This window comes from Beijerinckia sp. L45, assembly GCF_009765775.1.
GTDB lineage: Bacteria > Pseudomonadota > Alphaproteobacteria > Rhizobiales > Beijerinckiaceae > RH-AL1.
In genome coordinates, this window is record NZ_LMUU01000215.1 from 47,328 (window position 1) to 62,313 (window position 14,986).

The window sequence follows — 14,986 nt, forward strand, 5'->3', positions numbered from 1 at the left end:
CAGTCCCTGATGGCGAGCACTCCAAAGTTTAACGTCCATCCTTTGCGGCTTCGCAGTCGTGGCGCTTGCACGGCGGCGCGGTCGTGACCGCGCCTCCGCCGGGTCGGGCCGTTCTCGACGTTCAAGTCCGAGCGATCGCCGTGGAAGCCGACGGCATCTATTCGTTCGAGCTGCGATCGTGCGATGGCGGAGCCCTGCCTGCTTTCACAGCTGGCGCCCACATCGATGTGCTGATGCCTGGCGGCATCGAGCGAAGCTATTCGCTGATCAGCACGCCGGACGAGAAGCACCGCTATGTCATAGCGGTTGCCCGTGACCCGGCGAGCCGGGGCGGCTCGGCTTTCATGTGCGACACGCTGCGACCGGGCGACCGGATTACGGTTTCGTATCCTGCCAATACGTTCCCGCTTGTCGAGACTGGCGCGCATAGCGTTCTGATCGCCGGTGGGATCGGCATCACGCCGATCTGGTCGATGGTCCGCCGCCTGGAGGCCCTGCAGAGATCCTGGGCCTTGTTCTATGCTGCGCGAGCCGAGTCCAAGGCGGCGCTTCTGGACGGCGTCCGCGATCTGATGCGTGCGTATCCGGACCGCGTCATCGTGGCCTTCGATCAGGAGCCTGGCCAAACCACACTCGACATTGCCGGCATCGTGGCGGCTCAGCCGGCTCCCACGCATTTTTATTGCTGCGGTCCGTCCGGCATGCTCAAGGCCTTCGAAACCGCAACGGCGGACCGCGACCGCGCGTTCGTCCATATCGAGCGCTTTGCCGCCGACGCGGCTCCTGCGCGCGGCGGGTTCGACGTGGTCTTGGCCAAGAGCGGCAGGACGATTTTCGTGCCGCCCGACCAGACTATCCTGGAAACCCTGCTTGCGGCGGGCTTGAACACACCGCGATCCTGCATGCAGGGCGTCTGCGGCACGTGCGAGACCTTCGTTCTGGACGGCGTGCCGGATCATCGCGATGCCGTCTTGTCGAAGCGCGAACGGGCGTCGAACGCGAAAATGATGATCTGCTGCTCCGGGTGCATCGGCGAGCGGCTGGTCCTGGATCTATGATGCGGCCGAGCCACGGAGCGGACCCACGATGACGAATCTCTCTGACGTGCTTTGGCAGGATCTGACGCGTGATGAGATTGCGGAGGCGCGGGATGCCGGCGCCCTCGTCGTCGTGCCGATCGGTGCCATCGAGCAGCACGGAAGTCATCTGCCTGTCGATACCGACGCCAAGCTCAGCACAGCGGTGGCGCGTCACGCGGCCGTGCGGACGACATCCGCCAGGGTGCTGGTCGCGCCATCCCTGCCTTACGGTTTTTCGCCGCACCATCTCAGCCATGCCGGCACGATCAGCCTGCGTCTCGGCACCTACCTCGCCGTATTGGGCGACATCGCCGCGTCGCTCGCGGAGACCGGGTTCCGCCGCATCGTCTTCGTCAATGGGCACGGCGGCAACTCGGCGCCGCTGAAGTCCAAGATCGCCGAACTCGTGTCCGATGGTGTGCCGGTGACGGGCGTCGATTACTGGGCACCGGCCGATGCGCAATGGATCGCGATGCTGAAAGGCAAAGCGCCGCGCTTCGGCCATGCCTGCGAGTTCGAGACGTCGCTGATGCTCGCCGTCGGTCGCGAACAGCAGAGCGATACGAGCAAGATTGTGAGTCGGATTCGGGATCTTCCGCCGCGGATCCTGCAGCCCTGGGTGCTTCCCGGCGAGACGGCCGATCCGATCGCCGAGGCCAAGGCCGCCTGGCCGCCGATCTTTCAGGGCGACGACGTCGGCTACCACGGCGACCCCGCCGCCGCGAGCGCGGAAAACGGCGCCGCCATCCTCGATGTGCTGGCAACGCGCCTTGCCCGCTTCTTCGACGAATTCGCGGCCATGCCGATCCGCGTGGGACGAACCGCGCCGGGCGTGGCGCGCCGAGTCTCCGATCCGCTGACCAACCGATAAGGCACCGATCATGACGTACGATATGGTTTTACGCGGCGCCGTCGTCACCCCGGATACGACGCATCTTGGCGGATGGATCGCCGTCCGGGGCGAGACGATCGCTGCCATCGGCACCGGCGACGCACCGGCGGCCAAAGTCGTTCATGATTTTGGTGACGCATGGATTCTGCCCGGCGGCATCGATGCGCAGACACACGCCGGCAGCTATCTCGGGCTTCCCGGCCTCGAACCGACAAGCCGCGCCGCAATCTGCGGCGGTGTCACAACGATGATCGAGATGCCCTTCGATCATCCGACCCCGCTGAGCACGCTAGCCCTGTTCGATGCCAAGGTGGCTGCCGTCGAAAGCCTCTCCTACTGCGACGTCGCCTTATATGGGACGCTGGCGCCGCATCAGGCGACGGACGCGATGTACGACCTCGCGGAGGCCGGTGTCTGTGCCTTCAAGATTTCCGTCTGCGAAAGCCATCCGACGCGGTTTCCACGCATTCCGGCCGAACAGCAACTCGCCATGTTGCAGGTGGCGGCGGAATTGGGCCTGCCCCTTGGCATTCACAATGAAGACCAGGAGATCGTCCGCTTCAACACGGAACGGATGCGCGCGACCGGCGAGAGTTCGCTGAAAGTTCATTCAAGTTGCCGCCCGGAGGCCGCGGAACTCGCGGCGACGGCGCTTTTTCTCGAGCTTGCGGCGCATACCGGCGCGCAAGCGCATATCGTGCATATTTCGACACCGCGGGGCTTCGAACTGCTCGAGCGTTACAAGCAGGAAGGCTTTGCGACGACCGGCGAAATTTGCGTTCATTATCTCATCTTCGATCCCGACATTCATGGCGAGACGCTTGGCGCGCTGATCAAAGTGAATCCGCCGATCCGCGCGGGCGCCCGGGACGCATTGTGGGAGCAGATCAGGGCGGGCCGGGTCGAATGCGTCTCGTCCGATCATTCGACGATGTCGCTCGAGAACAAGCTGTCCGGAACCATCTTCGAGGCCGGTCCCGGCGTTCCCGGAATCGAGTCCCTGATGCCGGTGCTGTTCACCGGGCTTCAAGCTCACGGCATGGATGCGCCGTCGATGATGGCGTCCGTGATGGCGGAACGACCGGCCAAGCTGTTCGGGCTCTGGCCGAAGAAAGGTGCGATCGCCGTCGGCGCCGACGCCGATTTCGCCGTGATGGATCCGACGCCGTTCGTCTACGACTCCGCGAAGGCCCATGACGGGGTCAACTGGAGCCCTTTCGACGGCATGGAGATGAGCGCTGCCGTCGTCGCGACCTTCGTGCGCGGCACGCAGGTCTGGGATGGCAGGACCGTGAGCGGCACCAAAGGGTTCGGGCGGTTCCTGCCGCGCGCGCGTACAGCCGATGCGAGCGCCATACTCCGGGCGCGCGCGTCCGCGGCGTGAGGCACACCATACTACAAAGGTAAAAACCGACCTCCCAAACGACGGCCGCAAGGAATTTCATGGATCTTGGTTTGACGAACAAATGCGCGCTGGTGCTTGCCTCCAGCCAGGGCCTCGGCCTCGGCGTGGCGACGGCGCTATGCGCCGAAGGGGCCAACGTGGTGCTGATGGGCCGAGGCGAAGAGCGCCTTGCCACCGAAACGGCGGCGCTGAACGAGCGCAAGGCGGGACGGGCCGCCTATGTCGTGGCCGATCTCGCGGATCCCACCACACCGGAGCGCGTGCTCGATGCGGCGCAAAAGTTTTTCGGCCCGATCGATATTCTCGTCAACAACAGCGGCGGTCCCGCCGGCGGCCTTGCAAGTGGGGTCGCTGCGAAGACGTGGGACGACGAGTTCGCAAAGATGGTTCTTCCCATCTTCGAAATCACACGCCTCGCGATTCAAGGCATGCGGGCGCGTCAATGGGGCCGCGTGATCACGCTGGCATCGAGCGGCGTCGTGCAACCGATCCCGCAGCTTGCCGTCTCCAATGCGATGCGTTCCTCGGTCGTCTCCTGGATGAAGACGCTGTCGCTGGAGGTCGCCGCGGATGGCGTGACCGTCAACGTCGTGCTTCCGGGGCGGATCGATACGCCGCGCGTCGCCCAGCTCGATCAGGCTGCCGCTGCGAAAAGCGGCAAGCCCATCGCCGATATGGTGAAGGCGTCCCTGGCGACAATCCCGATGGGTCGATACGGGCGAGTCGATGAATTTGCGTCGGTCGTCGCCTTTCTTGCGGGCCAGACGAGCAGTTACGTGACCGGGTCGGTGATCCGCATCGACGGCGGCATGATCAAAGCGATTTAGACTGCCTGCGGGCGGCTCTTACAAAGGCTGACAATGGCTGACTATTCGCTCGTGGTGCTGGGACATATCGTGACGCCGAACGGCTGCCTCCGGGACGGCTGGATCGCGATCACGGACGGCCGGATCGCGGCGATCGGGACGGGAACGCCCCCGGCTGCTGGGCAGGTTCACGACGCGTCCGGCTGCTATGTCATGCCTGGCGTCATCGATGGCCAGACCCACGCCGGCAGCCAATTCGGCATCGCCGGCCTGGAACAGACGACGCGCTCCGCGATCGCCGGTGGCATCACCACGATCGTGGATATGCCGTACGATGAACCGGACGTTGTCGCGACGCTTGCCGTGATGGCGACGAAGATCGCCGCGGTGGACCGCTTCGCGCATTGTAACGTCGCGCTTTATGCGACGATCACCAACGACAGCGACCTGTCGGAAGTCCCTACGCTGATCGACGCCGGAGCTTGCGCCTTCAAGGTCTCGTCTTACGAGAACCATCCGACCCGCTTTCCCAAGATCCGGGCCGACCGCGTTCTCGCGCTTTTGAAGCGGCTTGCCGAAACCGATATTCCGACGGGGCTGCACAACGAGGATCAGGAGATTGTCGACGCGACGATGCTGGATTTCCGCAAAAGAGAGGCCACCGGGCCGGAGAGCCACGATCCGAGCCGACCGGAAGTTGCTGAGCTCGTCGCGACAGCAGCCTTCCTCGAGATGGGGCGCGCAATCGGCGCCCACGTCCACATCGTGCATATGACCTCGCTGCGCGGCTTCGAACTCGTTCGTCGCTATCAGGCCGAGGGCGCCCGCGCGACCGGCGAGATGTGCGTGCACTATCTTCACTTCGATGCGGCGGCGGACATGCCGCGGCTCGGTGCGCTGATGAAGGTCAATCCTCCGATCCGCAGCGGCGTCCGCGAAAAGCTTTGGGCAGAGCTTGGCGGCAGCGGTGTCTCCTTCGTCTCGTCCGACCATAGCGCCTGGCCTCTGTCCCGCAAGCAGGCCGCATGCTCATTCGACGCGCCGGCCGGCATTCCGGGGCTGGAGACGTTGCTTCCCGCGTTGGTCACCGGCCTGCACAAGCGAGGCAAAGATGCTGTTGCCTTGGCGGCCCGTCACTTGTGCGAAGGGCCGGCGCGATTTTTCGGCCTTTGGCCCCGCAAGGGCGGCCTTATGGTGGGCGCCGACGCCGACGTTGCGGTGATCGTGTTGGAAGACTGGGTCTTCGATGCGTCCAAGACCCATGACGGATTGAACTGGAGCCCTTTCGACGGTGAAACCTTTGGTGCCCGCGTCGCCGCGACGTTCGTGCGAGGTAAGCTGGTGTGGGATGGCGTCACCGTGGTCGGCGCGCCGGGCGACGGAACGTTCGTTGCTCGCAAGGCGCAGACGCTGTCGCGATGACCGACGTCCGGGAAGGAAGCACCATGCTGCACGATGCAACGCTTACAACGGACCGATTGGCGGGGACGCACACCAGTCTCGATGCCCTGCACCGGGCATCGACGGATCGCTCGATCGCCATCCGCAACGTTTCGAAGATCTTCAAAACACGACAGGGCCCGATCCAAGCCCTGAGCGCCGTCAACCTTGAGGTTAGGGAAGGCGAGTTCGTTTCCGTCATCGGTCCCAGCGGTTGCGGCAAGAGCACGCTGATGATGCTGCTCGCCGGTCTCGATCGAGCGAGCAGCGGTTCGATTATGATCGGCGGGAAGACGATCGATGGACCCAATGCCGACATCGGCGTGGTCTTCCAGCAGGATGCGCTGCTCGAATGGCGGAGCGCCTTGTCCAACGTTCTCCTTCAGGCCGAGATCCGGAAGCTCGAACCCAAGGCGGCAAGGGCACGGGCCGAAGAATTGCTCAAGATGGTGGGGCTCGAAGCCTTCCACGAGGCGATGCCGCACGAGTTGTCGGGCGGCATGCGGCAGCGCGTCTCGATCTGCCGGGCCCTCCTTCACAACCCGCCTCTGCTCGTCATGGACGAACCGTTCGGTGCCCTGGATGCCCTGACGCGAGACCAGCTGCAGGTCGATCTGCTTCGGTTGTGGTCAAACCGGGCGATGACCGTCGTCTTCATCACGCATTCGATCGCCGAAGCCGTCTTCCTCAGCGACCGCATCGTCGTCATGTCGCCGCGGCCGGGCAAGATCGAGACCATCATTGACGTCGAACTCCCGCGGCCCCGCCGGCTCGCGGTCCGCGACACGCCAGCCTACGCGCATTACGTCCAGGCCGTCACGGACATCTTCAAGACGTTGGGTGTGCTGAAAGAGGACGAGGCATGAGCGTTCAAGCCATCGACACCCCGCCACTGCAGGCCTGGTACACTCGGTACGAACCGCCTTATGCCCTGCTGACCCTCATCGGCCTTATCATTATCTGGCAATTGGCTTGCAGCGTCCTCAAAGTGCCGGCGTTTCTTCTGCCGTCGCCCTACGACATCATGAAGGACCTGGTTTTCAACGCGAGCTATTTCGTGCCCCATGCGGCGAAAACAAGCCTGGTCGTCGTGCTCGGCTTTGCGGCCAGCGTCGCGATCGGAATGCCGATCGCGATCATGCTCAGCTATTCGCGCATTCTCAACAAGTCGCTTTATCCACTGCTGGTGGGATCGCAAGTCGTTCCCAAGGTGGCGATCGCACCCTTGATGCTGGCCTGGTTCGGCTTCGGCATGACGCCGAAGGTCGTGATCGTGATCACGATCGCGTTTTTCCCAATAGTCATCAACGCCGTCGTCGGCCTGCGCTCGACGCCGCCTCAGATGATCTATCTCGCGCAATCCATGGGTGCGAGCCTGTGGCAGGTCTTCTTTCGCTTTTGTCTGCCGCAGGCGCTTCCCAGCATTCTCGCCGGCATGAAGATGGCCGCCGTGCTGGCCGTGATCGGCGCCGTCGTTGCGGAATTTGTCGGGTCTGATGCAGGGCTCGGCTACGTCATCCTGGCTGCCTCCTCCAACTTCGACATCACGCGGCAGTTCTCCGCCATCGTGGTCCTATCCGCGCTGGGCATGGCGTTCTTCTGGATCATCGAAATCGTCGAGCGCCGCATGATTCCCTGGCACATTTCGATCCGCGGCGAGCGCTAGCCGTCATTCCCTCATCGCCCAGCAATGATTTTGCGAAAAACTAAGAGAAGCAACCCATGACGAGACTGATTACGGAAGATGAAAAGGGTGTCTGCGTCATTGCGGCTACGCCGTTTCGCGATGACGGCGATGTCGACTTGGGCAGTATCGACAGCCTTGTCGATTTCTACCTGGCCTCCGGCGTCACGGGCATGACCATTCTTGGCATGATGGGCGAAGCCAACAAGCTCTCGGATGACGAGAGCCTTCAGGTCATGAAACGCTTCATCGACCGTGTCGCTGGCAAGGTTCCCGTCGTCGTCGGCGTCAGCAGTTCGGGAACGACAGCCCTTCTCAAGTTGGCATCGGCATCGATGGATGCCGGTGCAGCCGGCGTCATGGTCGCGCCGATCGCGTCGATCCGCACGGAAGAGCAGGCGTTTTCCTATTTCGCGTCGGTCTGCGCCGGCCTCGGCGCGGGCGTCCCCGTCGTGCTTCAGGATTTTCCGTTCGTTACGACGGTCCATCTTTCTGTTGATACGATCAACCGCATCATCGATGCATTTCCCCAGGTCGTCATGCTGAAGCATGAGGATTGCCCCGGGTTCAACAAACTGACGCGTCTTCGCAAGGGCTCAATGAGCGGCCAGCATCGCCGCATCAGCATTCTCGTCGGCAGCGGCGGTTTGTACCTGCCGCAAGAGCTGGCGCGCGGCGCCGATGGCGCGATGACAGGGTTTGCCTATCCCGAAATGCTTGTCGAGGTGACCGCTCGCTACGCCGCCGGGGACCCCGAAGGGGGCGAAGACGTCTTCGACATCTACCTGCCACTGCTCCGCCACGAGGCGCAGCCTGGCCTCGGCCTGGCTCTGCGCAAGGAAATCATCCGCCGACGCGGCGCCATCGCGAGCAGTTTCGTCCGCGCACCCGGCCCGAAATTGACGCAAGAAGATCATGACGAGTTGTCGCGCCTCATCGCTAGACTGGAATATCGGCTCAAAGAAAACCATCCGCGGTTGGCCCGGACTGCGTGATTGCGGTTCAGGGGTGTGCGGCAATTTATGATGCGATGAAGCGATAGCGCGCAGTTGCCGCCAATTCCGACCTTCGGCAGCGATCATAATCAGGGACGAGAGCACGGGCCGCTTTCTGGAGATGAAAATATGCCGGACGCTCGCGCCGCCTGGCTCGGTAGTCTTCAACCGCATCGACAAATCTGAAGAAGATGCCGCACAGTTGACGGAGAAATCGGTCTTTACATTACAATCACAAGAGATGGCGGCCATCGAAAGGTGGTAGGGCGAAACTCTGCGACAGACTGATTGGCTCGGCGGCCGCGGCCCCCGACACGGAGACCCATAATTTTCAACCTCATCTTGGCGATCCCGAGCTTGATCGTAATTGTTCGCTGGCTCTGGCCGTTGTCATTGCCATTCGGGAGTACGGGCGCGATCGCGCTGCTGCTGCTCTTGGTCTCGCAATACCATTTCTGGAGCCGGCTTTCGTCGGGGTCGCGTTTCGCGCCGGAATTTCCGCGGGTCATCGTCATCCTGTTCAACTGGGGCTTCGGCACCATTGCGGTGTTGGCCGCGCTGCAAATCCTGCTCGACCTTGGCACGCTGACGGTCATGCTGGCGCGGCAGCATTTGATCGTTGTCCCCGACAGCGTGCGCTACGCGATCTCAGGCATGGCTGCTCTTACCGCCGCCTTCGGCGTGGCGAGCGCCTTACGCGTGCCGCCGGTGAAAGACATCGAGGTCGCGATCCGCAATCTACCGCCCGCTTTCGAGGGATATCGGTTGCTTCAACTGACGGATCTACACATCAGCCGCCTGTTCACGGAACGCTGGGCAAGGGCAGTGGTCGATCGGGCCAACGCGTCCGGCGTGGACCTCATCGTCGTAACGGGCGACTTTATCGACGGCTCGGTGGCGATGCGCCGCGACGATGTCGAGCCGTTGCGCGATCTGCGCGCGCCGGACGGCGTCTACGGCATTCCGGGCAACCATGAATATTTTTTCGATTATGCCGCGTGGATAAGCCATCTCAGCGGCATGGGGATACGCATGCTGGAAAATGCGCATGCCGTCCTCACGCGCGGAGACGCCCGGATCGTGCTCGCTGGGGTCACGGACCGGTCCGCCTTGAGGCTCGGGCAGCAGGGGCCCGACCTCGAACAGGCGCTCGCCGGCGCCCCTGACGGGGCACCCGTTATTCTGCTCGATCATCAACCGCGCGGAGCGAGACGAGCAGCCGCGCGAGGCGTCACTCTCCAGCTTTCCGGGCACACACATGGCGGAATGAAGGGACTGGACCGGCTCGTCGCGAACGGAAACGGCGGATTCGTCTCCGGGCGCTATTTGGTCGAGGGGATGACGCTTTACGTCAGCAATGGCACGGCCTTGTGGCCAGGGTTCGCTCTTCGCCTCGGTCGACCATCGGAACTCACGCGGATCACGCTACGCGGAAAGAGCTGAAGCCAGTGATCGACCAAAATCTGTTCGACATCCATCGGTAATAGCCTGCGTAAGAAAAAAGCCGTGCACGAGGGCATCCAAGCCTCATCCTGATCGGCATGCGAGACAAATCGCTTCCCTTTCACCTCGTCAGTTCGGGACGCCCCGCCATACCGTCAGCCCACGCAACTGGGTTTCCGCCGACGCGCCTCGCCGCGAGGCCCTCGATTTGCATAATGCTCCCTGATCAGGAGATTGCATGGACCGCAGGACATTTTTGAACGCCGTCGTGGTTTCGGGGGCGGCTGGCCTCCTGGACGTAAGAGGGGGCGCGGCGGCAGAAGACGACACGATCGTCATCGCCATCGGCGACACGATCAACAGTCTCGATATCCAGCGCTCAGGCAGCAACCGGCCAGCCTATCAGGTGGCCATCAATGCCTATGATCGCCTGCTGGCTCAAGGGACCGTCGACGACATCTACGGCACCCACTCCGATTACGCGAAGCTTCGCGGCGAACTGGCGGAAAGCTGGGACGTCGCGCCGGACGGGCTTTCGGTCGTCTTCAAGCTCAAGCCCGACGCGGTCTTTACCGATGGCACGCCGGTGACGGCGGATGACGTCAAATGGTCTTTCGATCGCGCGGTCTCGATCGGCGGCTTCCCGACGCAGCAGTTCGGCATCGGCAAGATGACCAAGCCGGAACAGTTTTCCGTGATCGATCCGCATACCATCAAGGTGACCTTTCCGGTCGGGTCAAAGCTGTCGCTGCCGGACTTTGCAGTTCCCCTGGCGATCATCTACAATTCCAAAGTTGTGAAGGCGCATGTCACCGCGGCCGATCCGTGGGGCGCCGAATACACGCATCGCAACACGGCCGGATCGGGCGCCTTCCATGTCGAGCGTTGGGACCCGGGCCAGCAGCTCGTCTATATCCGAAACGATCATTGGAAAGGGGGCTCCGTCCCCGCGATCCGCCGCGCGATCATCCGTGAGATCCCGAGCAAGTCCACGCGCAGGGCTCTTGTCGAGCGCGGCGACATCCATATCGACTTCGACATCGGCGGCAAGGACGCGCAAGAGCTCAAGGCAAGCCCGAAGCTCAAGGTCGCAAGCTGGCCCATCGTCAACGTCGAAAACGTCATCAGCCTCAACGTGACGTTTCCGCCGTTCCAGGACCGCAAGGTGCGCCAGGCCGTGGCCTGGGCCGTGCCTTATCAGCAGATCTTCGAGCAGGCGGCCTTCGGCCAGGGCAAGGCCATGTTTGGCGCCCCTGGCGTGCCCGACAGCGCGGTCTGGCCGGCCGCCTTTCCCTACAAAACCGATCTGGACAAGGCAAAGGCACTCCTGGCCGAGACCGCGTACAAGGATGGCTTCACGGTTCCGATATCCATCGATCTCAGCACCGCCGAATGGAGCGAGCCGTCAGCTCTGCTGGTGCAGGAGAGCCTCGGGAAGATCGGCATTACCTGCACGATCGACCGCATCCCCGGCGCCAACTGGCGGACGCTGGCGCTGGTGCAAAAGAAGTTTCCCATGATCATCGACGGCTTCGGCGGCTGGCTCGACACGCCGGACTATTACTTCTTCTACACCTATACCAAGGGCACGTTGTTCAACCCTGCTCAATATGACAATCCTGAGATGGCGGCGTTGGTGGCGAAGACGATGCCGATGGCCCTGAACGACCCGGCCTATGCGCCGGCGGTCAAGCGCATGATTGCGATCGCCATCGAAGACGTGCCGCGCATACCGCTGTGGCAGCCGGCGCTGTCGTCGGCCATGGCGAAGAAGGTGTCGGGCTACGAGTCCTGGTTCCACCGCGGCGTTGATGCGCGAACGCTGAAGCTGACCTGATGAGCGGCCCGCGAAGCAAGCTGCTACTTGTGGGTCAGCGGATTCTCCACGCGGTACCGGCCCTCGTCGGCATCGTGATCATCACGTTTCTGCTGACCCGCGCACTTCCGGGAGACCCAGCGGCCTATTTCGCCGGGCCGACCGCCGACGCCGAGAGCATCGCGCAGATCCGCCATAACCTCGGCCTCGATCGCAGCCTGCCGGTACAGTTCGTGGTCTACGTCCGCGATCTGCTTCACGGCGATCTCGGTCAGTCGATCTCCACCGGACAGAGCGTCGGTCACGAGCTGATGGCGCGGCTGCCGGCGTCGCTGGAGCTGACTCTCGTCGCGCTGATCGTCGCCATCGCGATCGCAGTGCCGCTCGGCATCCTCGCCGCGACGCGCCCCGACAGCTGGGTCGACCATCTCTGCCGGTTCGTCGTGACGTTGGGTGTCTCGCTGCCAACCTTCTTCACTGGTCTCGCACTTGTTTATATTTTCTACTACCAGCTCGGCTGGTCGCCGGCTCCGATGGGGCGGCTCGATATCCTCTATGCGAGCCCGGCGGCAATCACCGGCTTCTTCACCATCGATGCCTTGCTCGCCGGCGATTTCGAGATCTTCAAGGCGTCAGTGGCACAGCTTGTGTTGCCAGCCGTGACACTCGCCCTGTTCACGCTTGCGCCCATCGCGCGGATGACGCGGGCCTCGATGCTGCAGGTGCTGGCCAGCGACTTCATCCGCACGGCGCGCGCGGCTGGCCTCTCGCGCCGCAAGGTGCTGTTCACCTACGCCTTCGGCAACGCGGTCCTGCCGGTCATCACCACGCTCGGCATGGTATTTTCGTTCGTGCTCGGCGCCAACGTCCTTGTCGAGAAGGTGTTCTCTTGGCCCGGCATCGGGTCCTTTGCGGTCGATGCCCTCGTCAGCTCGGACTACGCGGCCGTGCAGGGCTTCGTCCTCACGATGGCGATCCTTTTCGTGGCTCTCAACCTCCTCGTCGACGTGATCTACACCCTCGTTGATCCGCGCTTGAGCGTGCCGGCGTGAGCGCCGTTACCGCAGCGCGCGACAGCGCCATCAAACGGAATTGGCGCCATCTCGTCCATGTGCTGGGCGGCAATCCGCTGACGCTGGCCGCTTTCTCACTGTTGATTCTTCTCGTGCTGGTTGCCGTGCTCGGGCCGAGCCTCGTGCCGTTCTCGCCATTCGCCAGCAACGCCGCGGAGGCCTTGAAGCCGCCGTCGACGACCCATTGGTTCGGAACCGACAGCGTCGGCCGCGACGTCTTCTCGCGCGTCATCGTCGCGACGCGGCTCGATCTGCTGATATCCGTCAGTGCGGTTGCGCTTTCCTTCCTCGGCGGCTGCTTGATCGGCTCGATCGCGGGCTTCTATGGCGGTTGGTTCGACCGGATCTCGGGGCGGCTGATCGATACGATCATGGCGTTTCCGCTCTTCGTGCTGGCGATGGGTATCGTCGCGGCGCTCGGCAACAACGTCGCCAACGTCGTCTACGCCACCGCAATCGTGAACCTGCCGTTCTATGCGCGTCTTGCGCGGACCGAAGTCATGATCCGCCGCGAGGCTGGTTTCGTCATGGCCGCCCGGCTCTCGGGCAACAGTGGCCCGCGCATCCTGGCGACGCAGGTGTTCCCCAATATCCTGCCCCCGATGATGGTGCAGATCTCGCTCAATCTGGGCTGGGCGATTTTGAACGCCGCCGGCCTGTCGTTCATCGGACTCGGCGTGCGTCCGCCGGCAGCGGAATGGGGCATCATGGTCGCCGAGGGGGCCAACAACATCGTTTCGGGCGAATGGTGGCTCGCGATCTTCCCAGGGCTGGCGCTGATGCTCGCGGTCTTCACCTTCAACCTGCTCGGCGATGGCCTCCGCGATCTCGTCGATCCGCAAAGGCGCACGTGATGGCGTTGGCCGCAAGCCTTCCACCGTCACCGGTCACCGGTGCATTGCTCGACATCGACGATCTAGTCGTCGAGTTCACCACGCGCAACGGCGCCGTGCGTGCGGTCGACACGATCTCGTTTCAGGTCAGGCGCGGCGAGACGATCGGCGTCGTCGGGGAGTCCGGCAGCGGCAAGTCAGTCACCTCTTACGCCGTGATGAAGATTCTCGATCGCGCCGGGCGGATCACGCACGGCACGATCTCCTTCGACGGCCGCGATCTCACCAAGGCGTCCGAGCCGGCGATGCAGACGGTGCGCGGCTCGCAGATTTCGATGATCTTCCAAAACCCGCGCGCCAGTCTCAACCCGATCCGCACCGTCGGACGCCAGATTGCCGACGTGCTGATCCGCCATGATCAGGCAAGTGCGGCCACCGCGCGCGAGAGGGCGATCGAAGCGTTGCGGCTCGTGCGCATCACGAAGCCTGAGGAGCGGGTCGATGCCTTTCCGTTCCAGCTTTCCGGTGGCATGTGCCAGCGCGTCGTGATCGCCATCGCGCTGGCATGCCGCCCGAAGCTGCTGATCGCCGACGAGCCGACGACCGGGCTCGACGTCACCACGCAGAAGGCGGTGATGGACCTGGTCGTCGAGCTCGGACGAGCGCGCGACATGGCGACGATCCTCATCACCCACGATCTCGGCCTCGCCGCGACCTATTGCGACCGCCTGATCATCATGGAGCGCGGCCGCGTCGTCGAGGCGGCCGCCTCGAAACAGATCTTTGCGGCCCCGGAGCATCCCTATAGCGCGAGGCTGATGAAGGCGACGCCACGGGCCGGCATCGGCCTGCGGGATCTGCTCGCGACAGCCGCACCTCCGGTCGTATCGATTCCCGCCGGCGCGCCGTTGCTGCAAATCAAAAACCTCGCCAAGCATTATGGGTCCTTCCGCGCGGTCGACGGCATTAGCTTCGACGTCAAATCGGGCGAGAGCGTCGGGCTGGTCGGCGAGTCGGGATGCGGCAAGTCGACGACATCGATGATGGTGATGCGGCTGCTCGACCCCACCGCCGGCAGCATCGTGCTCGACGGTCGCGAACTCGCTACCGTGCCGGCTTCGCGTTTCGCCGGCGACACCGATCGCGGTAAGCTGCAGATGGTCTTCCAGGATGCCACCGAGAGCCTGAATCCGCGCTACACCGCGTTCCGCGCTATCGCCGACCCCTTGTATCGCCTCGGCGGCGTCAAGCGAGCCGACGCTGCGCGTGAAAAGGTCGAGCGACTGGCGGATCTCGTTGGTTTGCCGCTCTACCTTCTCGACCGATTTCCGCATCAGCTGTCCGGCGGCCAGAAAGCCCGTGTCGGAATTGCCCGTGCCATTGCGCTCAGCCCGAAGCTCGTCATTCTCGACGAGCCGACTGCCGCTCTAGACGTCTCGGTCCAGGCGATCGTGCTCAACCTCCTGGCGGACCTGAAGGCGACGCTCGGCATGAGCTATCTCTTCGTCTCACACGATCTC

General features: G+C 63.4%; 13 protein-coding genes. All 13 read left to right on the forward strand.

The genetic code is table 11. The annotated features are described in order from the left end of the window. The first annotated feature begins 83 nt into the window (after positions 1-83). On the forward strand, positions 84-1,058 hold the full coding sequence (locus tag GSQ79_RS22280) for a PDR/VanB family oxidoreductase (RefSeq protein WP_158810968.1): 975 nt from the start codon (positions 84-86) through the stop codon (positions 1,056-1,058). Between the two features lie 28 nt (positions 1,059-1,086). Next, the gene (locus GSQ79_RS22285; protein ID WP_210253182.1) at positions 1,087-1,950 is read left to right on the forward strand and encodes a creatininase family protein; all 864 of its coding nucleotides are present in this window, start codon (positions 1,087-1,089) and stop codon (positions 1,948-1,950) included. 10 nt (positions 1,951-1,960) lie between these two features. After that, positions 1,961-3,355, forward strand: a complete 1,395-nt coding sequence (locus tag GSQ79_RS22290; RefSeq protein WP_158810969.1) for a dihydroorotase family protein — start codon at positions 1,961-1,963, stop codon at positions 3,353-3,355. A 71-nt stretch (positions 3,356-3,426) separates the two neighbouring features. Next, positions 3,427-4,203, forward strand: coding sequence for an SDR family oxidoreductase (locus GSQ79_RS22295; protein ID WP_246725505.1), 777 nt, complete (start codon positions 3,427-3,429; stop codon positions 4,201-4,203). A 33-nt stretch (positions 4,204-4,236) separates the two neighbouring features. Further along, complete coding sequence (locus GSQ79_RS22300; RefSeq protein WP_158810971.1) at positions 4,237-5,604, forward strand: dihydroorotase family protein; 1,368 nt, start codon at positions 4,237-4,239, stop codon at positions 5,602-5,604. A gap of 23 nt (positions 5,605-5,627) precedes the next feature. After that, on the forward strand, positions 5,628-6,488 hold the full coding sequence (locus GSQ79_RS22305) for an ABC transporter ATP-binding protein (RefSeq protein WP_158810972.1): 861 nt from the start codon (positions 5,628-5,630) through the stop codon (positions 6,486-6,488). Then, positions 6,485-7,288, forward strand: a complete 804-nt coding sequence (locus tag GSQ79_RS22310; protein ID WP_158810973.1) for an ABC transporter permease — start codon at positions 6,485-6,487, stop codon at positions 7,286-7,288. The genes GSQ79_RS22305 and GSQ79_RS22310 overlap by 4 nt, the downstream gene beginning before the upstream one ends. Before the next feature lie 56 nt (positions 7,289-7,344). Then, entirely contained in the window at positions 7,345-8,301 is a 957-nt protein-coding gene (locus tag GSQ79_RS22315) for a dihydrodipicolinate synthase family protein (protein WP_158810974.1), read from the forward strand. Positions 8,302-8,628: 327 nt separating this feature from the next. After that, complete coding sequence (locus tag GSQ79_RS22320) at positions 8,629-9,744, forward strand: metallophosphoesterase (RefSeq protein WP_158811063.1); 1,116 nt, start codon at positions 8,629-8,631, stop codon at positions 9,742-9,744. A gap of 238 nt (positions 9,745-9,982) precedes the next feature. Beyond that, the gene (locus GSQ79_RS22325) at positions 9,983-11,581 is read left to right on the forward strand and encodes an ABC transporter substrate-binding protein (protein WP_158810975.1); all 1,599 of its coding nucleotides are present in this window, start codon (positions 9,983-9,985) and stop codon (positions 11,579-11,581) included. Then, on the forward strand, positions 11,581-12,612 hold the full coding sequence (locus tag GSQ79_RS22330; protein ID WP_158810976.1) for an ABC transporter permease: 1,032 nt from the start codon (positions 11,581-11,583) through the stop codon (positions 12,610-12,612). Before GSQ79_RS22325 ends, GSQ79_RS22330 begins: the two co-directional genes overlap by 1 nt. Beyond that, entirely contained in the window at positions 12,609-13,487 is an 879-nt protein-coding gene (locus GSQ79_RS22335; protein ID WP_158810977.1) for an ABC transporter permease, read from the forward strand. Before GSQ79_RS22330 ends, GSQ79_RS22335 begins: the two co-directional genes overlap by 4 nt. Next, a partial coding sequence (locus GSQ79_RS22340; RefSeq protein WP_246725506.1) for an ABC transporter ATP-binding protein occupies positions 13,487-14,986 on the forward strand: 1,500 nt, incomplete at its 3' end. The genes GSQ79_RS22335 and GSQ79_RS22340, both read left to right, overlap by 1 nt.

What these genes read in the sequence shown, in the direction of transcription:
- GSQ79_RS22300 (WP_158810971.1), top strand. Translation starts at nt 4,237, where the DNA reads ATGGCTGACTATTCGCTCGTGGTGCTGGGACATATCGTGACGCCGAAC.
- GSQ79_RS22310 (WP_158810973.1), top strand. Translation starts at nt 6,485, where the DNA reads ATGAGCGTTCAAGCCATCGACACCCCGCCACTGCAGGCCTGGTACACT.
- GSQ79_RS22285 (WP_210253182.1), top strand. Translation starts at nt 1,087, where the DNA reads ATGACGAATCTCTCTGACGTGCTTTGGCAGGATCTGACGCGTGATGAG.
- GSQ79_RS22330 (WP_158810976.1), top strand. Translation starts at nt 11,581, where the DNA reads ATGAGCGGCCCGCGAAGCAAGCTGCTACTTGTGGGTCAGCGGATTCTC.
- GSQ79_RS22290 (WP_158810969.1), top strand. Translation starts at nt 1,961, where the DNA reads ATGACGTACGATATGGTTTTACGCGGCGCCGTCGTCACCCCGGATACG.
- GSQ79_RS22325 (WP_158810975.1), top strand. Translation starts at nt 9,983, where the DNA reads ATGGACCGCAGGACATTTTTGAACGCCGTCGTGGTTTCGGGGGCGGCT.
- GSQ79_RS22305 (WP_158810972.1), top strand. Translation starts at nt 5,628, where the DNA reads ATGCTGCACGATGCAACGCTTACAACGGACCGATTGGCGGGGACGCAC.
- GSQ79_RS22315 (WP_158810974.1), top strand. Translation starts at nt 7,345, where the DNA reads ATGACGAGACTGATTACGGAAGATGAAAAGGGTGTCTGCGTCATTGCG.